At 64.3% G+C, this 21082-nt stretch carries 21 protein-coding genes; 13 read left to right on the plus strand and 8 right to left on the minus strand.

The genetic code is table 11. The annotated features are described in order from the left end of the window. Positions 1-307 precede the first annotated feature (307 nt). A complete protein-coding gene (locus tag LJ655_RS03220) occupies positions 308-943 on the plus strand; it encodes a carbonic anhydrase (RefSeq protein ID WP_230559826.1) in 636 nt (211 codons plus the stop codon). Positions 944-986: 43 nt separating this feature from the next. Then, positions 987-2549: a SulP family inorganic anion transporter gene (locus LJ655_RS03225; protein WP_230559827.1), complete on the plus strand. Its 1563-nt coding sequence runs from the start codon at positions 987-989 to the stop codon at positions 2547-2549. Between the two features lie 126 nt (positions 2550-2675). Here LJ655_RS03225 and LJ655_RS03230 read toward each other — a convergent pair whose 3' ends face one another. The 6 genes from LJ655_RS03230 to LJ655_RS03255 all read right to left on the minus strand — a co-directional run bounded on the left by LJ655_RS03230 (position 2676) and on the right by LJ655_RS03255 (position 9759). Further along, positions 2676-4223 carry a 2-isopropylmalate synthase gene (locus tag LJ655_RS03230; RefSeq protein ID WP_230559828.1) on the minus strand — a complete coding sequence of 516 codons (1548 nt, stop codon included), beginning with the start codon at positions 4221-4223 and terminating at the stop codon, positions 2676-2678. A 367-nt stretch (positions 4224-4590) separates the two neighbouring features. Beyond that, on the minus strand, positions 4591-5463 hold the full coding sequence (pssA, locus tag LJ655_RS03235) for a CDP-diacylglycerol--serine O-phosphatidyltransferase (protein ID WP_230559829.1): 873 nt from the start codon (positions 5461-5463) through the stop codon (positions 4591-4593). A gap of 24 nt (positions 5464-5487) precedes the next feature. Beyond that, positions 5488-6126: a phosphatidylserine decarboxylase gene (locus LJ655_RS03240; protein WP_230559830.1), complete on the minus strand. Its 639-nt coding sequence runs from the start codon at positions 6124-6126 to the stop codon at positions 5488-5490. Positions 6127-6258: 132 nt separating this feature from the next. Then, entirely contained in the window at positions 6259-7275 is a 1017-nt protein-coding gene (gene ilvC, locus LJ655_RS03245; protein ID WP_008920617.1) for a ketol-acid reductoisomerase, read from the minus strand. A 104-nt stretch (positions 7276-7379) separates the two neighbouring features. Further along, a complete protein-coding gene (gene ilvN / locus LJ655_RS03250) occupies positions 7380-7871 on the minus strand; it encodes an acetolactate synthase small subunit (RefSeq protein ID WP_008920618.1) in 492 nt (163 codons plus the stop codon). Positions 7872-7995: 124 nt separating this feature from the next. Further along, on the minus strand, positions 7996-9759 hold the full coding sequence (locus LJ655_RS03255) for an acetolactate synthase 3 catalytic subunit (protein ID WP_230559831.1): 1764 nt from the start codon (positions 9757-9759) through the stop codon (positions 7996-7998). A gap of 358 nt (positions 9760-10117) precedes the next feature. Between LJ655_RS03255 and LJ655_RS03260 the strand changes: the two genes are divergently transcribed. The 11 genes from LJ655_RS03260 (at position 10118) to LJ655_RS03310 (ending at position 19985) form a co-directional block, all read left to right on the plus strand. Further along, positions 10118-10681, plus strand: a complete 564-nt coding sequence (locus LJ655_RS03260; protein ID WP_230560254.1) for an RNA polymerase sigma factor — start codon at positions 10118-10120, stop codon at positions 10679-10681. Further along, positions 10678-11106 (plus strand): DUF3619 family protein, encoded by a 429-nt coding sequence (locus tag LJ655_RS03265; RefSeq protein WP_230559832.1) that lies wholly within the window; start codon positions 10678-10680, stop codon positions 11104-11106. Before LJ655_RS03260 ends, LJ655_RS03265 begins: the two co-directional genes overlap by 4 nt. Positions 11107-11122: 16 nt before the next feature. Beyond that, positions 11123-11896: a DUF3106 domain-containing protein gene (locus tag LJ655_RS03270; protein WP_230559833.1), complete on the plus strand. Its 774-nt coding sequence runs from the start codon at positions 11123-11125 to the stop codon at positions 11894-11896. A gap of 21 nt (positions 11897-11917) precedes the next feature. Further along, positions 11918-12442: an RDD family protein gene (locus LJ655_RS03275; protein ID WP_230559834.1), complete on the plus strand. Its 525-nt coding sequence runs from the start codon at positions 11918-11920 to the stop codon at positions 12440-12442. Between the two features lie 150 nt (positions 12443-12592). After that, the gene (locus LJ655_RS03280; protein WP_230559835.1) at positions 12593-13534 is read left to right on the plus strand and encodes a UDP-2,3-diacylglucosamine diphosphatase; all 942 of its coding nucleotides are present in this window, start codon (positions 12593-12595) and stop codon (positions 13532-13534) included. 48 nt (positions 13535-13582) lie between these two features. Continuing rightward, a complete protein-coding gene (locus LJ655_RS03285; RefSeq protein ID WP_230559836.1) occupies positions 13583-14614 on the plus strand; it encodes a glycosyltransferase family 4 protein in 1032 nt (343 codons plus the stop codon). Positions 14615-14636: 22 nt separating this feature from the next. Beyond that, entirely contained in the window at positions 14637-15308 is a 672-nt protein-coding gene (locus LJ655_RS03290) for a diacylglycerol kinase (protein ID WP_230559837.1), read from the plus strand. Positions 15309-15600: 292 nt separating this feature from the next. Next, positions 15601-16326, plus strand: coding sequence for a TetR/AcrR family transcriptional regulator (locus LJ655_RS03295; protein WP_230559838.1), 726 nt, complete (start codon positions 15601-15603; stop codon positions 16324-16326). A gap of 2 nt (positions 16327-16328) precedes the next feature. After that, the gene (locus LJ655_RS03300; protein ID WP_230559839.1) at positions 16329-16916 is read left to right on the plus strand and encodes an LOG family protein; all 588 of its coding nucleotides are present in this window, start codon (positions 16329-16331) and stop codon (positions 16914-16916) included. 59 nt (positions 16917-16975) lie between these two features. Next, entirely contained in the window at positions 16976-17722 is a 747-nt protein-coding gene (locus LJ655_RS03305) for an SDR family oxidoreductase (RefSeq protein ID WP_230559840.1), read from the plus strand. Positions 17723-17990: 268 nt separating this feature from the next. Then, positions 17991-19985, plus strand: a complete 1995-nt coding sequence (locus LJ655_RS03310) for an ArnT family glycosyltransferase (protein WP_230559841.1) — start codon at positions 17991-17993, stop codon at positions 19983-19985. A 25-nt stretch (positions 19986-20010) separates the two neighbouring features. Here the strand turns inward: LJ655_RS03310 and LJ655_RS03315 are convergent, their stop codons facing one another. After that, positions 20011-20655: a DUF924 family protein gene (locus tag LJ655_RS03315; RefSeq protein ID WP_230559842.1), complete on the minus strand. Its 645-nt coding sequence runs from the start codon at positions 20653-20655 to the stop codon at positions 20011-20013. Continuing rightward, on the minus strand, positions 20648-21061 hold the full coding sequence (locus tag LJ655_RS03320) for a group II truncated hemoglobin (RefSeq protein WP_230559843.1): 414 nt from the start codon (positions 21059-21061) through the stop codon (positions 20648-20650). The genes LJ655_RS03315 and LJ655_RS03320 overlap by 8 nt, the downstream gene beginning before the upstream one ends. Positions 21062-21082: the final 21 nt, after the last annotated feature.

The following is a 21082-nucleotide window of genomic DNA, read 5'->3' on the forward strand; positions in this document are numbered from 1 at the left end:
TCCTCGAGCGTGACCATCTCGAGTTCGTGCTGCATCGGTGTTGGTTTCTTGAGCATGACGCCCATTAAACGACAAAGCCCGGCGCGTGGCCAGGCTTTGGGGGTACTTTGTCAGCAGTCTGAGCCACCTTCGATAGGTGGCTTTTTTATTTTTTGCGCATAAGAACAAATTTTATCCTGCCCGCTTCAACTTTTTCTCGGCAGAAAGGTTATTGTAAACACCGTTCCGGTACCGGCTCGCGATCAGTCGCGCGGCCGCTGTCGCGGTCCGGTACCAGGTCAACTGTCTCTTTTACGGAGCTGCCACGATGAATGGCCCCAAACATCTGCTCGTTGCCAACGTCGCTTGGGCACATGAAACCGCGACGCTCAATCCGGCATTTTTTCGCGAACTCATGCGCGGACAGAATCCGCACGTTCTGTGGATCGGCTGCTCGGACAGCCGGGTGCCCGCCGAAACGATCACGCATTGCGAGCCCGGCGATCTGTTCGTCCATCGCAACATCGCCAATCTGTTTCAGCCCGACGACGACAACGTCGCGAGCGTCCTCGAATACGCGGTGCGCGTGCTCAAGGTCGGCCATGTGATCGTCTGCGGCCACTACGGCTGCGGCGGCGTACGCGCCGCACTGCTACCGCCAGATCCCGCGCTGCCCCACGTGAACCGGCGTATCGCGCCGCTCTGCACACTCGCGAATACGCATCGCGCGCGACTGGACGGCGCCGCGACCGAGTCCGAGCGCGTCAACCGTTTCGCCGAACTGAACGTCCTCGAACAGGTGCGGCAACTACGCGCGAGCCCGATCGTCCGCGAGGCTGCCCCTGCTCCGCTCGTGCACGGCTGGATCTTTGCGCTCGACGACGGGCGCATCAAGGTGCTCGCCTCCGGCTATACCGCCGACGACGCGATGACCTGCACGACCGCAGCGCACAGCGCGGCCTAGCGAAGCACCTCGCCCGTCGTCCTACCTCTCGCTCTTCGACACCATGAACACTCAAACCTCTTTCTCCACGCTCCAGCGCGATGTGCTCGCCGGAACGGCCGTTTTTCTGGTGGCCCTACCGCTTTGTCTCGGCATTGCCCACGCATCGGGCGTCGAGCCGATCGCGGGGCTCCTGTCGGGCATCATCGGCGGGCTCGTGGTGGCCGCGCTGAGCGGCTCGCGCCTGAGCGTAAGCGGCCCGGCCGCGGGGCTCGTCGTGATCGTCGTCGACGGCATCGCGCGGCTGGGCGGCTTTTCCGCTTTCCTGGTGGCCGTACTGCTATCGGGCATCATCCAGTTCGGCTTCGGCATGCTCAAGGCCGGCCGGTTCGCCGCCTACGTGCCGTCCCCGGTTATCAAGGGAATGCTCGCGGCCATCGGCGTGCTGCTGATCCTGAAGCAGGTTCCCGTTGCGCTAGGTCTGGTCGAGGCGAATGCCGCCGTCAAGTCGGCAGCGGCAGCCGCAACGCCGCCCGGGGCGATCGCGCCGACCGCCGTTCTGATCACGCTGCTGTCGCTCGCAATCCTCGCCGGCTGGGAAACACGCGCACTGCGCCGCTTCGCTGTCGTGCGCATCATGCCCGCGCCGCTCGCGGTCGTCCTGCTCGGCATCGGCGCGACGCTCGCGCTGGATCTCGTCGCGCCGTCGCTGGCACCGCCCGCCGAACGACGGGTCGCGTTGCCGTCGCTCGAATCTTTCGGCGCACTGCTGTCCACGCTCGAGTCGGCCGACTTTGGACCGCAGTTCGCCCAGCTCGTCAATCCCGACATATGGCGCGTTGCGATCACGATCGCCATCGTTGCGAGTCTCGAAACGCTACTGAGCCTCGAAGCGGTCGAGCAGATCGACCCGGAACGTCGCCGCGCGCCGCCCGACCGCGAACTCAAGGCGCAAGGCGTGGGTAATCTGATCGCGGGTGTAATCGGCGGCCTGCCCATCACTTCCGTCATCGTGCGCAGTTCCGCGAACGTGCATGCCGGCGCAAAAAGCCGGCTCTCGGCAATCGTTCATGGCGTATTGCTGCTCGTCAGCGTGCTCGCGCTCACGAGCGTCATCAATCTGATCCCGCTCGCCTGCCTTGCGGCGATCCTGATCTTCACCGGGTTCAAACTCGCGAAGCCGTCGTTGTTCACCGGACTCGCGCGGCAGGGATTCGCGCCGTTCGCACCGTTTGTCGTCACACTCGTCGGTGTGCTCGTCACCGATCTGCTGATCGGCATCGTGCTCGGCATACTCTGCAGCATGCTGTTCGCGCTGTACGCGAACCTGCGCGGCCCGATCGTGCTCGCGCAGCATGGCGATCACTACCTGCTGTCGTTTCGCAAGGACGTATCGTTTCTGGGCAAGGTGCCGCTCAAGCACTATCTGCAACAGATTCAGGATGGCGCCACCGTCATCGTCGACGCGACGCGCGCCGATTTCGTCGATCACGACGTGCGCGAGCTGCTGAGCACGTTCGTCGCGGATGCTCCCCGCCGCGGAATCACCGTCGACGTCAGATATCAGGTCCGCGAGCAGGCGCGCGCAACGCGCGGCTGGTCACTGCGGCGCACGGCGGCGGAGTAGTTCCGGAGAATCGCGTCGCAGGACGTACGCGACGGTGGCGGAAAAAAGCCCCGTGTGCAGAGCATCACGGGGCTTCTCCTTCGACTTACGTTCGAGATGGCGCGCCACCGGCGCGCCGTTCTGGCGTTACTCCGAGCGCTGCGGATTCAACTTGTCTGCATTCGAATACAGCTTGTTGAGCGCCGAGAAATACGCCTTCGCGGATGCCGCGACGATATCCGGATCGGTGCCCACGCCATTGACGATGCGCCCGGCCTTCGACAGCCGCACGGTCACTTCGCCCTGCGCCTGCGTGCCGGTCGTGATCGCGTTGACCGAGTACAGCAGCAGCTCGGAGCCGCTGCCCACTTCCGTTTCGATCGCGTTGAGCGTCGCGTCGACCGGGCCGTTTCCGTGCGCTTCGCCGGTAAACTCCTTGCCCTCGACCGCGAACACGACCTTCGCGTGCGGCTGCTCACCGGTTTCCGAATGCTGCGACATCGACAGGAACTTGTAGTGCTCCTTCTCGTGCGCCTCCGCCGATTCCTCGTTGACGATCGCGATGATGTCTTCGTCGAAAATCTCCGCCTTGCGATCGGCAAGCTCCTTGAAACGCGCGAACGCGGTGTTCAATTCGGATTCGCTATCGAGCGCGATGCCGAGTTCCTGCAGGCGCTGCTTGAACGCATTGCGGCCCGACAGCTTGCCGAGCACGATCTTGTTCGCGGTCCAACCCACGTCTTCGGCGCGCATGATCTCGTAGGTGTCGCGCGCCTTCAGCACGCCGTCCTGATGGATGCCCGACGCGTGCGCGAACGCGTTCGCACCGACCACGGCCTTATTAGGCTGCACGACGAAGCCGGTGATCTGCGACACGAGCTTCGAGGTCGGCACGATCTGCGTCGTATCGAGGCCGACGTCGAGTCCGAAGTAATCCTTGCGGGTCTTCACCGCCATCACGATTTCCTCGAGCGACGTATTGCCCGCGCGCTCGCCGAGACCGTTGATCGTGCATTCGACCTGGCGCGCGCCGCCAAGCTGCACGCCGGCCAGCGAATTCGCGACCGCCATGCCGAGGTCATTGTGGCAATGCACGGAGAACACCGCCTTGTGCGCGTTCGGAATGCGCTCGCGCAATGTCTTGACGAGCTGGCCGTAGAGCTCCGGCACGCCGTAGCCGACCGTGTCCGCGATGTTGATGGTGGTCGCGCCTTCGGCAATCACCGCTTCGAGCACACGGCACAGAAAGTCCATGTCCGAGCGGCTGCCGTCTTCGGGAGAAAATTCGACGTCGTCAGTGAACTTGCGCGCAAATCGCACCGCGAGTTTCGCCTGCTCGAACACCTGCTCGGGCGTCATGCGCAGCTTCTTCTCCATGTGCAGCGGCGACGTCGCGATAAACGTGTGGATGCGGAAGTGATCCGCCGGCTTCAGCGCGTCGGCGGCACGCTGGATGTCCTTGTCGTTCGCGCGCGCAAGCGAACAGACCGTGCTGTCCTTCACGAGGCCCGCAATCGTATGGATCGCGTCGAAGTCGCCGTTCGAACTCGCAGCGAAACCCGCCTCGATCACGTCGACTTTCATCCGCTCGAGCTGCTTCGCGATGCGGATCTTCTCTTCCTTCGTCATCGAAGCGCCTGGCGATTGCTCGCCGTCACGCAGCGTGGTGTCGAAAATGATCAGTTTGTCGGACATGTCGGGCCTCCTCGGAGTCGTTCAGATGTGGGAATTGATTTTGGAATGGGACGATGGGCGCCGCCGCTGGCGAGGTGGGGCGATCGCGATGATCGCGGCCGGAGCTGACGGAACGCAAAAACGCATAAAGGCGTGAATGAGACGTGGTGGCGCGGCGCAGCGAACAGTCTGGGCAACCAGCCATGATCGGCCACGCCCACGCACTTATCCGACGACTATAGCGGCATTCCCGTTACCGCGCAATGCGCGCCCGGGCGGGCTGCAGCGCAGTCCGATGCGACGCGATAATGCGACAACCCGATGAAAAACGGCAGCCCGTGGGCCGCCGTTTTTCGCACGCCGCCGCGATATGGCGCGGCTTGATGCATCACCGGTCGTGCGACATCGAGCGCGCCGGATTGGCCTTGCCGCGCATCGCCTGGTATGCCCAGAACACGTAGCCGGAAAGACCGTACAACACGAACAGACCGAACAGCATCAACGGCGGATCGGACGACACGAGCACGAACGCGACCACCACCAGCAGGATCACGCCGAACGGCACGCGATGACGCACGTCGAGCGCCTTGCCGCTATAGAACGGCGCGTTCGACACCATCGTCACGCCCGCATAGATGGTGAGAACGAATGCGACCCACGGCAGCCACACGAGCTTGAGCGGCACGCGGTTGTCGGTGGCGAGCCACACGAAACCGGCGATCAGAGCCGCTGCGGCCGGGCTCGGCATGCCCTGGAAGAAACGCTTGTCGACCACGCCGATGTTGGTATTGAAGCGCGCGAGCCGCAGCGCCGCGCCCGCGCAATAGACGAACGCCGCGAGCCAGCCCCACCGGCCGAGATCCTTCAGGATCCACTCGTACATCACGAGCGCAGGCGCGACGCCGAACGACACCATGTCCGACAAACTGTCGAACTGCTCGCCGAACGCGCTTTGGGTATGCGTCATGCGCGCGACGCGGCCGTCCATGCCATCGAGCACCATCGCGACGAAGATTGCGATCGCCGCGATCTCGAAACGCACGTTCATTGCCTGCACGACGGCGAAGAAGCCGCAGAACAACGCGGCCGTGGTGAACGCATTCGGCAGCAGATAGATGCCGCGTTTTCTGAGGAACTGCTGACGTTGCGCGCGCCGGCTGTCGGCGACCGGCGACTCCGTGACCACGGGCGGCTTGTTGCGGCGAAACGGACGCGGCAGCGGTCCGCTGCTGCGAGGTCGACGCGGTTTGAATGCGGCCATTCGGACAACCTCCTGTATGCCGCTTTACAGCTCGGCGAGGATCGTGGACGACGCCGCTACCTTCTCGCCGATCGACACACGCGGACGGCTGCCCACCGGCAGATACACGTCGACGCGCGAACCGAAGCGGATGAATCCGTAACGCTGGCCGCGGGTCAGCGGCTCACCCGCGCGGACGTAGCAAAGAATACGCCGCGCGATCAGCCCCGCGATCTGCACCGACGTGACCGTCTGGCCGCCGGCCATTTCGATCACGACCGCATTGCGCTCGTTTTCGAGCGAAGCTTTATCGACCGCCGCGTTCAGATATGCGCCGGGGAAATACTCGACCTTCGAGACCGCGCCATCGACCGGCGAGCGCTGCGAGTGCACGTTGAACACATTCATGAACACGCTGATCTTCAGCGCTTCGCGATTCGCATAAGGATCGTGCGCTGTTTCGACCGCGACGATGCGACCGTCCGCGGGACACAGCACCGCATTGGCCTGCGTCGGAATCGGACGGGCCGGGTCGCGGAAAAACTGCACGATGAAGATCAGGATGAGCCAGAAGAGCCACGCAATACCAAACCCCGCGAAGGCGTGAACCAGTAGTGCAACGACGGCCGCGATGGCGATGAACGGCCAGCCTTCTCGCGCGATGATCGGATGAGGGTAATTCATGGGTGGCTTCTGTATTTTTGTAAAACCGTAGGATAGCAAAAGCCGCCCAGGGTTCAGCACCCTTGGACGGCTTTTTGACTGGTCCGGCCGCCGCGCCGAAGCGCCGCGCCGGACCTCGTGGCGTCGGGACGTTTAGTTCTTCGACTGGTCGACGAGCTTGTTCTTCGCGATCCACGGCATCATCGCGCGCAGCTTCGAACCGACCTGTTCGATCTGGTGCTCGGCCGTCAGACGGCGACGCGATTGCAGCGTCGGTGCGCCGGCCTTGTTCTCGATAATGAAGCTCTTCGCGTACTCGCCGGTCTGGATGTCGGTCAGCACGGCCTTCATCGCCTTCTTCGTTTCAGCGGTCACGATGCGCGGACCCGTCACGTACTCGCCGTACTCGGCGTTGTTCGAGATCGAGTAGTTCATGTTCGCGATGCCGCCTTCGTAAATCAGGTCGACGATCAGCTTCAGTTCGTGCAGGCACTCGAAGTACGCCATTTCGGGCGCGTAACCCGCTTCGACCAGCGTTTCGAAGCCGGCCTTGATCAGATCGACGGTACCGCCGCACAGCACAGCCTGCTCACCGAACAGGTCGGTCTCGGTTTCTTCGCGGAAGTTCGTTTCGATGATGCCAGCACGGCCGCCGCCGTTCGCTGCTGCGTACGACAGCGCGATGTCGCGCGCCGCGCCCGACTTGTCCTGCGCAACCGCGATCAGGTGCGGCACGCCGCCGCCTTGCGAGTAGGTGCCGCGAACCGTGTGGCCCGGCGCCTTCGGCGCGATCATGATCACGTCGAGGTCGGCGCGCGGAATCACCTGGCCGTAGTGAACGTTGAAGCCGTGCGCGAACGCAAGCGCTGCGCCCTGCTTGATGTTCGCGTGGACTTCCTTCGCGTACACGTCGGCGATCTGCTCGTCGGGCAGCAGCATCATGACGACGTCCGCGCCCTTCACCGCTTCCGCGACTTCCTTCACTTGCAGGCCGGCGTTCTCGGCCTTGCTCCACGATGCGCCGCCCTTGCGCAGACCGACCGTGATGTTCACGCCGCTTTCCTTCAGGTTCAGCGCGTGCGCATGGCCTTGCGAGCCATAGCCGATGATGGTGACCTGCTTGCCCTTGATGAGGGAGAGATCGGCGTCCTTATCGTAGAAAACTTTCATGTCGGTTCCTTGGCTAGATTCGATGATTCAGAGAATTCAGGTACTGCGTATGTTGGTGTTGTCAGCCGGGCGAAATCCCGTTACCCGGCCTTGCGATCGTGACGTCAGACCTTCAGGATGCGCTCGCCGCGACCGATGCCCGAACTGCCCGTGCGGACCGTCTCGAGAATCGCCGTGGAATCGAGCCCCTCGATGAAGGCGTCGAGCTTGTCGCTCGCCCCCGTCAGTTCGATCGTGTAGGTCTTTTCGGTGACGTCGATGATGCGGCCGCGGAAAATGTCCGACATCCGCTTCATCTCTTCACGTTCCTTGCCGACCGCCCTCACCTTGATCAGCATCAGCTCGCGTTCGATATGGGCGCCCTCGGTAAGGTCGACCACTTTCACCACCTCGATCAGGCGGTTCAGATGCTTCGTGATCTGTTCGATCACGTCGTCCGAGCCAACGGAGACGATGGTCATGCGCGACAGCGAACGGTCTTCGGTCGGAGCCACCGTCAAGGTTTCAATGTTGTAGCCGCGTGCGGAGAAAAGACCCACCACGCGCGACAGCGCGCCCGGTTCATTTTCCAGCAGGACGGAAATGATGTGTCTCATGTTTCGCTTCTTCCAGATGTTGTGTCGATGTCTGCGAGCGGAGCGGCGCCGCTTCGTGTGACCTCGCCCTTTGTGGAGGCGCGCATCGCGAAGCCGGCGCTGGGTTTATCCAAACGCTCCGTCGTTAAAGATCTTCCGAACCCATGAGCATCTCGGTGATGCCCTTGCCGGCCTGAACCATCGGCCAGACGTTTTCGGTCGGGTCGGTCTGGAAGTCGAGAAACACCGTGCGATCCTTCAGGCGCAGCGCTTCCTTCAGCGCCGGCTCGACGTCGGCGGTGCGCTCGACGCGCATGCCTACGTGACCGTACGCTTCGGCGAGCTTCACGAAGTCCGGCAGCGCATCCATGTACGAATGCGAATAGCGCTTGCTGTATTCGATCTGCTGCCACTGGCGCACCATGCCCAGATAGCGGTTGTTCAGCGAAAGAATCTTGATCGGCAGATCGTACTGCTTGCAGGTCGACAGCTCCTGGATGCACATCTGGATTGAACCTTCACCGGTGATGCACAACACGTCGTCGTCCGGGTGGGCCATCTTCACGCCCATCGCGGCCGGCAAGCCGAAGCCCATCGTGCCGAGGCCGCCAGAGTTGATCCAGCGACGCGGCTTGTTGAACTTGTAGAACTGCGCGGCCCACATCTGGTGCTGGCCGACGTCGGAGCACACGAACGCGTTGCCGTCGGTCAACTCCCACGCCTTTTCGACCACGTACTGCGGCTTGATGATGTCGCTCTTACGGTCGAACTTGAGGCAATCCTTCGCGCGCCAGCCTTCGATGTCCTTCCACCAGTCGGCGAGGGCCGCGGTGTCCGGCCCATGCTCGGCCGTCTGCAACTGCTCGATCAGTTCCTTCAGCACTTCCTTAACGTCGCCGACGATCGGAATGTCGACCTTGACGCGCTTGGAAATGGAAGAAGGATCAATGTCGATGTGGATGATCTTGCGCGGCCGCGACGCGAAGTGATTCGGATCGCCGATCACGCGGTCGTCGAAGCGCGCGCCGATCGCGATCAGCACGTCGCAGTGCTGCATCGCCATGTTGGCTTCGTACGTGCCGTGCATGCCGAGCATGCCGAGGAATTTCCGGTCGCTCGAGCGATATCCGCCGAGACCCATCAACGTATTAGTGACGGGGTAGCCAAGCAGATCGGCGAACTGGTTCAGCTCACGCGACGCATCGGCGAGCACGATGCCGCCGCCGGTGTAGATATACGGGCGCTTCGCCGACAGGAGCAGCGATACCGCCTTGCGGATCTGACCGGAATGGCCCTTCGTGACCGGGTTGTACGAACGCAGCGACACGCTCCTGATCGGCTCGTATTGGCAGGGCGCCTTCGACACATCCTTGGGGATGTCGATCAGCACCGGGCCCGGACGGCCGGTTCGGGCAATGTAGAAAGCTTTCTTGACGGTGGCGGCGAGATCGCGCACGTCCTTCACGAGGAAGTTGTGCTTCACGCAGGGACGCGTAATGCCGACCGTGTCGCATTCCTGGAACGCATCCTGGCCGATCGCGGCAGTCGGCACCTGGCCGCTGATCACCACCATCGGGATGGAATCCATGTACGCCGTGGCGATGCCGGTCACCGCATTGGTGACGCCGGGGCCGGAAGTGACGAGACACACACCGACCTTGCCGGTAGAACGCGCATACGCGTCGGCAGCGTGGACTGCGGCCTGCTCGTGGCGAACGAGGACGTGCTGGAATTTGTCCTGCTTGTACAGCTCGTCGTAAATGTAGAGTACCGAGCCGCCGGGATAGCCCCAGATGAACTCGACGTCTTCGTCGGCCAGTGCCTTCATGAGCACGGTGGCGCCGATAGAGTCTGCTTCGTGAGGGGGAGTCGTATCCGACGTGGAGAATTCCGCGCTGGGCATATTCATTGGTTGACCTTTCGAATTTTCGGCAAAAAATTGATCGGGTGCTCTCTGCCGGGCTTGTGGCTCGGGTTCAAGCGGCGCGTCCAGTTGACCGGTGAGCTTCTTGGGCTGCACCTCAATTGAGACAAGTCACTTATGTTGCGAACCTGCGACGATAGCGGCTACCGCGTTCGCGGTCAAGCAAATATTGCCGTGCAATCGCGCGCCGGGACGCGCGATCGGTCGAATCGTCGATTGTCATGCAAATGCAAGCTCTCGCACGTTTCGCCCCTGGCGGAGCAAAAGTTTGTTAGCATCCGCGAGTTTTACGACATTTTTTCGAACGATTACGCGCACGCTTGCTGCGCCGACCCCCACACGGATGGCATCAGACAAGGAACTCGCCGATTTTCTGGCGGGCGTCGAAAGGCGCGCGTTCAAGCAGACGGTCTACGCCGTGCGGGACGACGATGCGTCCCTCGACATCGTGCAGGACGCGATGATCAAGCTCGCCGAGAAATACGGCGACCGCCCGGCGGCCGAACTGCCGCTGCTGTTTCAGCGTATTCTGCAGAATGCGACGCACGACTATTTCCGTCGTGCGAAAGTGCGCAACACCTGGGTTAGTCTGTTTTCGTCGCTCGGCAATGCCGACGACGACGAATTCGACCCGCTCGAGACCTTCGAGGCCGAGGCGGGTTCGGCCGGCGCCGAGAGCAACGAACAGAAGCTCGAACGCGAGCAGGTCCTGCAGCTGATCGACGACGAGGTCCAGAAATTGCCGGCACGTCAACGGGAGGCGTTTCTCATGCGTTATTGGGAGGATATGGATGTCGCCGAGACTGCCGCCGCAATGGGTTGCTCCGAAGGCAGCGTGAAAACGCACTGCTCCCGGGCCACCCACACGCTGGCGCAAGCGCTCAAGGCGAAAGGAATTACGCTATGAGCTCCCTCGAAAACACAGAACTCGAGTTTGCGCGTCAACTGCGCCGCGCGCTCGACGAAAACGCCGCCAGCCTTCCCCCGGCCACCGTCGACCGGCTCGCCGCCGCTCGCCGCATAGCGCTGTCGCGCAAGAAGCCCGAAGCCGTCAGCGCACCGGTGTTCGTACCCGCAGTCGCGGGCGTGCCGCCCGGGATGACGGGCTTGCCGCAGGAAGGCCGCGAGCCGCGCCGCTCGCCGCTGCGCCGCCTCGCGCTCGCGTGGCCGCTCGCCGCGCTGGTCGTGAGCCTGATCGGCATTGCTTACTGGGAAGACCACCAGCGCACCGCCGAACTCGCCGATATCGATGCCGCAATGCTAAGCGACGATTTGCCGCTCAATGCCTATCTCGACCACGGCTTCAACGCGTATCTATCGCGCGCCCACTGAGCGGGAGATTCCTCGGGTGAGTTACAAACGCGGCCTGGCCGTTGTTTTCGGATGCACGATCGCGGCTTTGGTGTCGTTTGCCGCGACGTATCCGCGCTTTCATGCGCAACCGTCAGTCGCGAGCAATCCGTCGCCGGGCGCCAACATCGGCGCGCATGCCCCCGCCCCCGCACTGTCCGTCGAATTGCCCAGCCTGCCGGGCAGCAACAGCCCGCTCGCGTGGTCGCGCCTGAGCGCCGCCGAGCATGTCGCGCTGGCGCCGTTCGAATCGCAGTGGGATTCGTTTAGCGAGGAACGCAAGCGCAAATGGATCAGGATCGCGTCGAGATACGCGAAGATGTCACCGGATGCACAAAAACGGCTACATGAGCGCATGAGCGAATGGGTGCGCATGACGCCAGAGCAGCGCCGCGTCGCGCGCGAGAACTACCAGGTTTCGAAGGAGCTGCCTCGCGAGACGCGTCAGAACGCCTGGAAGGCGTACCAGCAGTTGCCCGAAGAAACCAAGGAGCGGCTTGCCGCGAGCGAACGCAAGCGGCGTCCTAGCGTCGTCAGCGCGCCGCCGTCGGCTCGCAAGGAGATCAAGGGCATCGACCGGCTCGTGAACGCGCGCGAGCATACCGCCGGCGCCAGCGATGCGGCGGCAGCGAGCCCGGCGCCCGCCGCATCCGGGCCGGCCGCGGCCCCGCTGCCTTCGCCTCCCGCGGTGCCGGAGGCGGGCAGCTTCGTGCCGGCCACGCCGGTGCCGGTGTCCCCGGCCGAAGCGCCGGCGATCTTCCACGGCTCCTGATTGCGCTCCCGAGCCCGTTGCGTGTCCAAACCGCTCGCCGCCCCGCCCTTACCCGCCGCCACGCCTGACGCCACGGCGCCCACCGTCCGGCGGCGGCTCGCGGCACTGCTCTATGAAGCCGTCATTCTGTTCGGCATCGTGTTCCTCGCCGGTTACCTGTTCAGCACGCTGACGCAGCAGCGCAACGGGCTCACGCATCACAACCTGCTGGCCGCGTGGATCGGCCTCGTGGTTGGCGTGTACTTTGTCTGGTTCTGGACGCATGGCGGCCAGACATTGCCGATGAAAACCTGGAGGTTGCGGATCGTTGGCGCTGATGGCGCGCCGGTTTCGGTCGGACGGGCAGTTGTGCGGTACGTACTCGCGTGGCTGTGGTTCTTGCCGCCGTTGGCGTTGCATCCGATGCTGGGGTTGCGGGTGCCGCAGACGCTTGTTATCGCGGGTGTCTGGTTCGTGCTGTGGGCCGCGAGCGGTCGGTTTGATTCCCAGCGGCGGTTTTTGCATGATCGGCTGGCGGGGACGCGCGTCGTGGCTGTTGTGCGCTGAGCGCGCATGATGTCTGTTTTGTTGCGGGGTTGGCGAGAAAAACGACAGAAGGCCCCGGCAGCCCCCCCGTAATAAGAACTTCTCATGACTGTCACGCGCCGGTCACGCGCGCCCGGCCCAATACGGGCACCGCCACTCGACGCGTGAGCCATGGACCCCAACACGTCCGCGACTTCCCTGTTTCGTCAGACCGGCCCGAGCGTCGACCCCGTCACGTTCCGGCCCGCCCCGGGTTCTACTCATCACGGCCTGCCGCTGCCGGCGACGCCGGCGCTCGATGCCCACGCCGACCATCCCGACGACAGCCACGCCGATCCGCACCGCTATCGCACGATCTGGCTCTCGGACATCCACCTCGGTTCCAGCGGCTGCCAGGCGGGCTATCTGCTCGACTTCCTGCGCCACAACGAATCGGAGTACCTGTACCTCGTCGGCGACATCATCGACGGCTGGCAACTGAAGAAGGGCTGGTACTGGCCTCAAGCCCACAACGACGTCGTGCAGAAAGTGCTGCGCAAGGCGCGCAAAGGCACTCAGGTCATCTACGTGCCCGGCAATCACGACGAAGCCGCGCGTCAGTTCTGCGACCTCGCGTTCGGCGACATCCACGTGCGCGGCGAAGCGTTCCACACGACGCTCGCCGGCAAGCGGCTATGGATCGTGCACGGCGACCTGTTCGACGGCGTGATCCAGCACGCGAAATGGCTCGCCTATCTCGGCGACACGCTATACACGATGATTCTCGTGCTGAACCGCTGGTTCAACCGCATCCGCAGCAAGCTCGGCTTCCCGTACTGGTCGCTGTCGCAATACCTGAAGCATCAGGTCAAGAACGCGGTCAACTTCATCTCGTCGTTCGAACACGTGATGACCGACGAAGCACGTCGCCGCGGCTGCGACGGCGTAGTCTGCGGGCACATCCACAAGGCGGAGATGCGCGAGATCGACGGCGTGCTCTATTGCAACGACGGCGATTGGGTGGAGAGTCTGTCGGCGCTCGTCGAGACCTATGAAGGCGAACTCAAGGTGATCTTCTGGACCGCGCTGCGCGCGCCGCAGGCGGGCCCGCAGAAAGCCCGCGCCACCGCCTGAACGCCTCACCCCTCCACTTCCATAGGGCCCGCAGCGATGAACAAAGCGATGAAAATCATGATCGTCACCGACGCCTGGGAACCGCAGGTCAACGGCGTCGTGCGCACGCTGAAGAACACCCGGCGCGAACTCGTGGCGCTCGGCCATCAGGTCGATCTGCTGACACCGCTCGAATTCCGCACCATACCGTGCCCGACCTATCCGGAGATACGCCTGTCGCTGCTGCCGCGCCGCAAGCTGCGCGAGCGCATCGACCGCTTTGCGCCCGACGCGTTGCACATCGCGACCGAAGGGCCTCTCGGCATGGCCGCGCGCGCGTACGCTCTCGAGCACAAGCTGCCTTTCACGACCGCGTATCACACGCGCTTTCCCGAGTACGTGCAGGCGCGCTTTCGCATCCCGCTCGCGGCAACCTACAAGTTTCTACACTGGTTCCACAAGCCGTCGCTCGCGGTGATGGCGCCGACGCCCGTCGTCAAGCTGGACCTCGAAAAATTCGGCTTCACGAACGTCGTGCTGTGGACGCGCGGCGTCGATCTGGAGATCTTCCGCCCAATGGACTCGAAGGTGCTCAACACCGCGCGGCCGATCTTCCTCTACGTCGGACGCGTCGCGGTCGAGAAAAACGTCGAAGCATTCTTGCAGCTCGATTTGCCCGGCTCGAAGTGGGTCGCGGGCGAAGGCCCGGCGCTCGCCGAACTGAAGTCGCGCTATCCGCAGGTCAACTATCTGGGTGTGCTGTCGCAGGCTGAACTCGCAAAGGTCTATGCGGCCGCCGACGTCTTCGTGTTTCCGAGCCGCACCGACACGTTCGGGCTCGTGCTGCTCGAAGCGCTCGCGTGCGGCACACCGGTGGCCGCGTATCCGGTCACGGGTCCGATCGACGTGCTTGGCGACGGCGGCGCCGGTGCGATGCGCGAGGATCTGCGCGAAGCCTGTCTCGATGCACTGAAGATCGATCGATCGCACGCGCGCGCATGGGCTGAGCGCTTCTCGTGGGCGGCGGCCTCCGCGCAATTCGCGGCGCACCTGAAGCCGCTGCGCGGCGCGACGTATCGCGAGGAAAGCGCCGCCGCGTGATGCGGCGCGCCCGGAGCTATCCATGCGAAGCAGCCGATCCAGCGCGGAAGGCGCGTCGAACGGCGCGCTGCGCGCCGTCGAATCCACCCGCGACGCCTCGAGCATCGAACCGTTCGACGAGGTGCGCGAGCCTGGCGTGCCCGGGCCTGCGAATGCCGTACACCGGGTAACAGACGCCAAGGCGACGAACAGCGGCGTGAACGTCTGCGGGGGCGCGCAGCAGAACGCCAGCCACGACTCGCCCCGCGACGCGCCCGCCGAACCTCTCAGCCCCGACGACCCGCTCGCCCCGCTGCCCTTCAACCCCTACAAGGGCAACCGCGGTCTCACGCGCGCGTGGCACGCGATGAAAAACTCGCTCGCCGGCTTTCGCGTCGCGATTCGCGAGGAAAGCGCGTTTCGTCAGGAGCTCACGCTCGCCGCGATTCTGATTCCGTGCGGCCTCGTCGTGCCCGTCGAACCCGTGTCGCGCGTGCTGCTGCTCGGCTCGGTGCTGCTCGTTCTGATCGTCGAGCTGCTCAATTCGAGCGTCGAAGCGGCGATCGACCGGATCTCGCTCGAACGTCACGAGTTGTCGCGCCGTGCAAAGGATCTTGGCAGTGCGGCCGTGATGGTCGCGCTCGGTATGTGCGTGATGACATGGGGTGTGATCGTCGGGCCGCTCGTCGTCGGCTGGGTGCGCGCCTCGCTTTGAGATTCGATGCCGATTGCAGCGCCCGCATCGGCGCACGCAGTGCCTTGTCTTATGGAATGAAAATCCGCGCAGGCGGTCGGGTATTAGAACGCTCGGTTTATAATCGTTCGATGGTCTGACAGGAAAGCGTCGGCGTATTCGCAACACCGCCTGGCGTCGTCCTGCCCTTTCACGGGGCCCGCCGCGTGGCGGCGGGTTCGGGCGCGCTCAATATACCAACCGCATCCGGGTGGAACACGCAGCAGCGGCACGCCGCCACGCGCCCAGCCCGGCATAACCAGGGCCGGACGACATGGAAGCCAAACCTCCCCGCCGCACGCGCGAACGGATTCTCGAACTGTCGTTGAAGCTGTTCAACGAAATCGGCGAGCCGAACGTCACGACGACGACGATCGCCGAGGAAATGGAAATCAGTCCAGGCAACCTGTACTACCACTTCCGCAACAAAGACGACATCATCAACAGCATCTTCAGCCAGTTCGAGCAGGAGATCGAGAAGCGTCTGCGTTTCCCCGACGACCATCGCGCGACCATCGACGAAATGTGGTCGTACCTGCAGTACATGGTCGATTTCACGTGGCGCTACCGCTTCCTGTACCGCGACCTGAACGACCTGCTCGCGCGCAACCGCACCCTCGAGACGCACTTCAAGCAGATCATCAGCCACAAGGTGCGCTTCGCGAGCCAATTTTGCGAGCAACTCGTCGCCGACGGCGAAATGGTCGCGTCGCCGCAGGAAATCCAGGTGATCGCGACCAACGTCGGCGTGATCGGCACCTACTGGCTGTCGTATCAGTTCGTGATGAATCCGCGCAAATACAACGAGCAGGAAGCGATCCGCGAGGAGCTGCACCAGGTGAGCGTGCAGATCGTCTCGCTGATGGCGCCGTACCTGCGCGGCCGCTCGCGGCAGCTGTTCGACGACCTCGTATCGGGCAAGCTGCCCAAGCGCGAGTTCTATGACTACCTGCCGCCCCGTGAAGGCGCCGCGCCTCGCAACGAATCGAAGGACAGTTGAGCATGAAGTCGGTGTGTGTGTATTGCGGCTCCTCGATGGGAGCCCAGCCGTTCTATGCGCAGGCGGCGCGCGCATTCGGACGCGCGCTGGTCGCGGCTGATCTCGCGCTCGTCTACGGCGGCGGCAAGGTTGGGCTGATGGGCGTGATCGCCGATACCGTGATGTCCGAAGGCGGCCGCGCGATCGGCGTGATTCCCGAGCTGCTCGTCAGCAAGGAAGTGGCCCATGACGGTCTGACCGAGCTGCATGTGGTGCCCGACATGCATCATCGCAAGAAGATGATGGCCGAGTTGTCCGACGCGTTTGTCGCGATGCCGGGCGGCGCGGGCACGCTCGAAGAGCTGTTCGAGGTCTTCACGTGGGCGCAGCTCGGGTACCACGGCAAACCGGTCGCTCTTCTGAATATCGGCGGCTTCTACGAACCGCTGATCCGCCTGCTCCAGCATACGGTCGACGAAGGCTTCATGAGCAAGACCTATCTGGACATGCTACAGATCGACGCCGATCCGGCCGCCCTGATCGGCAAGCTGCGACGCTACGAGCCCCCCGCACGCGACAAGTGGGCGGCGGTTCGAAGCGACGCAATCTGAACTCCGGCTCAAACCCGAGTGAAGCGCACCGCGCGCCTCACCCGAACAATGAGGTTGCAATGACGAAAGCTGTTCTCATCACTGGCGGCAGCCGCGGCATCGGCCGCGCCACCGCGCGTCTGCTGGGCGCGCGCGGCTGGTGCGTCGGCGTGAACTACGTGCGCGATCTCGCCGCTGCTCAGCAGACGGTCGCCGAGGTCGAGCGCGCGGGCGGCCGCGCGGTGCCGATCGCCGGCGATGTCGCGAGCGAAGACGACGTGATCGGCATGTTCGAGACGCTGCAGAAAACCTTCGGTCGTCTCGATGCGCTCGTCAACAACGCCGGCATCGTCGCACCGTCGAGCGCGCTCGCCGACATGGACTTCGCCCGTCTGAAACGCATGTTCGACGTCAACGTGCTTGGCGCCTATCTGTGCGCGCGCGAAGCGGCGCGGCGCATGTCGACCGGGCGCGGCGGCGCGGGCGGCGCGATCGTCAACATCTCATCGGCGGCGGCGCGGCTCGGGTCGCCGAACGAATACGTCGACTATGCGGGGTCGAAAGGCGCGATCGACACGATGACACTCGGCCTCGCGAAAGAACTCGGCCCGCAGGGCGTGCGCGTGAACGCAGTGCGTCCGGGTCTGATCGACACCGAGATTCATGCGAGCGGCGGCAAGCCCGAGCGCGCCGCCCAACTGGGCCTGACCACGCCGCTCGGCCGCCCCGGCCGCGCGGACGAAGTCGCCGAGGCGATCGTGTGGCTGCTCAGCGACGCGGCCTCGTACGTGACCGGCGCGCTGTTCGACGTCGCGGGCGGCCGCTGAACGAAGGCTGCGTGCGAATGGGAGCGGCGCCTCAAGCGCGAAGCGTGGTCCGCTACGGCTGCGTTTTGACAACACCCGGTGCCCCTGCTCTCCTTTTCCGAGCCATCAATCTGACGGCAGACCGATACAGCCGCTAATCAAATACGCGCGTCTCCTCTTGGCTGTAATCCTCCGTAATATTGCGACGCTACAATCGGCCCGATCGTAGGCTTCGCCCTGCAAAACAAAAGTACGAGGGCAACGCCGCGTACGATGACCAGAGACTTCCATGCAAGAGAAGCAGTCCCCGCGAGGACGCGCGCACAATTCCAGCGCGACGGCCTCGACCTCGGCTGCATCCTCGGGCGGCGCGCCTGAGGCAGCATTTTCCACCGGCACCGCTCGAACATCAGGCTCCGCCGTCGCCGTCGACCGCGCCACGCGCGGCCTGCAGCGCTGGCGCGCGCTTGCGGCGATCCGTCCGCTGCTGTGGCTCGTCGCGCTGGCGATCCTATGCGCCTGGCTCCTGCCAGGCGTTCTCGGTCACGAGCCGTGGAAGCAGGACGAAACCTACACGTTCGGCATCGTCCAGCACATGCTCGAGAGCGGCGACCTCGTCGTGCCGACCAATGCCGGTCAGCCCTTCGTCGAAAAGCCACCGTTCTATGACTGGGCCGCCGCCGGCCTCGCGTGGATGTTTGGCCGCTATCTGCCCCTGCACGACGCGGCGCGGCTCGCGAGCGCGCTGTTCGCGGGCCTGACGGTCTACTACACAGGACGCGTCGCGCGTCGCGCGATCGATGCGTCCAGCTGGTTCGACCTGCGCGTGATCGGCACGCTCGCGCTGTTCGGCGGCACCCTCGTCGTCGTCAAGCACGTGCACGACATGATGACCGACGTCGCACTCATGGCCGGCGCCGCGCTCGGCTTCTGCGGGCTGTTCGAACTCGTGCTCGTGCATCTGCGCGACGACCCGCGCGCCGCGTCGTATTTTCCGCAGGCTGCGCAAGCCACACGGCAATCCCACTTGCTCGATGCCCGCGAGCGGCGCCACGCGATCATCAACGCAGCAACGATGTTCGGCTCCGGCGTCGGTGTAGCGCTGCTCGCGAAGGGGCTGTTCGTACCGCTCGTGTTCGGCGCAACCACCTGCGCCGTGCTGCTGCTCTATCCCGCGTGCCGCAGCCGCCGTTTCGCGGGCGCGCTCGGCCTCGCCGCGCTCGTCTGCGCGCCGTTCGCGCTGATCTGGCCGATCTGCTTCTACCTGCGCTCCGAGGCACTCTTCAAGGTGTGGCTGTGGGATAACAACGTCGGGAGATTCTTCGGTTTCTCGGTCGCCGAGCTCGGCTCCGAGAACGAGAGCCGTCTGTTCGTGCTGCGCACCGTGCTGAGCGTCGGCTTTCCGGTCGTGCCGCTCGCACTGGCCGCCGTCGCCGGTGGTGCGTGGCGGCGCTGGCGTGATCCACGCGTCGCGTTGCCGCTGCTGTTCGCGGGCATCGGTTTCGCGGTGCTGCAAAGCTCGGCGACGGTTCGCGAGCTGTACATCCTGCCGTTCATCGCGCCGCTCGCGCTCGTCGCGATGCGGGGCGTCGAGCGCTTGCCCGCGCGTTTGCATACCGGCTGGGACATGACGAGCCGCGTGCTGTTCGGCAGCGCGGCCGCGCTCGTATGGGTCGTCTGGTCGATCATGACGAGTCCTGCGAGCACACATGCGTCGCTGCATCTGCTCGGCCGCTGGCTGCCGCTCGACTGGGTGCTGCCGATCACGCCCGAGCTGATCGGCAGCGGGCTGTTGCTGACGATCGGCTGGCTGTGGCTGCTGCCGTCGTTCAAGCACCTGGGCAAATGGCGCGGCGCGCTCAGCTGGTGCGCCGGCGCGATGCTCGTGTGGGGGCTGGTCAGCACGCTCTTGCTGCCTTGGCTCGACTATGCGAAGAGCTACCGCTCGGTGTTCCGGGACCTCGGCGCGAAGATGGATCTCGAATGGAACGACGGCGACTGCATGGCAAGCATCGGACTCGGCGAATCCGAAGCGCCGATGCTCTACTACTACACGGGCATCGAGCATCGGCCGAGCGAAGATCCGCGCACGACCGCCTGCACGTGGCTGATCGAGGAAAGCCGCCACGACAACGCGCAAGAGCCGACCGGCGAATGGCGGCTGTTCTGGACCGGTGCGCGGCCCGGCGATTCGGATGAATTGTTGCGGGTGTTCGTGCACACGCCGGCGGCGAGCAGTGTGCAAGGTGACGAGCCGAACCGCGGCCCGCGTCGCGGCGGCTGAGTGCCCCGCGCGGGGCCGCGCTGCTTCAGAATGACGAGCCGGGCTCGCGCAGAAACGCGATCTCCTCGTCGCTCGATTGACGCCCGAGCACAACGTTGCGATGTGGAAAGCGCCCAAACCGCTCGATCACTTTCGCATGGCGCAGTGCGTGCCGGTAGTAGCCGTCACCATCAGGCTCCGCCGAGAGCTGCTTGAACAGACGCAGCGACTCCTGCTGGCTCGCGAACGATTCATCGTGCTCGAACGGCAGATACGCGAACGCCCGATGCTGGGTGCCCGGCAACAACCGGTCGGCGCCGCTCGCGATCATCCGTTGCGCGGTATGCAGTGCCTTGCTGTCGGCCGCGAAGGCGCGGGGTGTATTGCGATGGCAGTTGCGCGAAAACTGATCGAGCACGATGACGAGCGCCAACGCGCCCAACGGCCTAGCTTGCCAGGCGTCGAGCGCACCCGCGTTCGCCTCGTCGATCAGATCGCCGAAACATTCGCGCAGCCTCGTGTCGAGCGCCTCGTCGCGCTTGAACCAGAGCTTGCGCTCCTTGCCGTAGTCCGGCGAATCCGGCGCACCGAACCAGAAGTCGAGAACTTCCCTCGCCCGCGGCGCGAGCGCCGCATAGTCGGCTTCGACCGAGTACGGTGTGGGTGTGGAACGCCGCGGCGCATCAGCCATTGCGGTTGCGCATCCAGTCCGCGGTCTCGAAGAACGAGCCGAGCAGACGCTCGCGCAGCGGCTCCGGCAAGCCGACATCCTCCATGGCCCATGCCATGCATCTCAACCACTGGTCGCGCTCGCCCGATGCGATCGCGAACGGCAAATGCCGCGCGCGCAGACGCGGATGCCCGAAGCGGCTGATGTAATGATCCGGGCCCCCGAGCCAGCCGCACAGAAACCAGAACAGCTTGTCGCGCGAACCATCGAGCGACGCCGGATGCAGCGCGCGAATCCCGGCGAACTCCGCCTCGAGATCCATCAGGTCGTAAAACCGGTCGACCAGCTCACGTACGCGCGCCTCGCCGCCCACCAGTTCGAAGGCCGTCGGCTGGTCCGAGGCCACTTCGTCGTTCAAATCGCTCATACCCTGCTTAACCGCAAGAAA

It is taken from the genome of Paraburkholderia translucens (genome assembly GCF_020881035.1).
GTDB classification, from domain to species: domain Bacteria; phylum Pseudomonadota; class Gammaproteobacteria; order Burkholderiales; family Burkholderiaceae; genus Paraburkholderia; species Paraburkholderia translucens.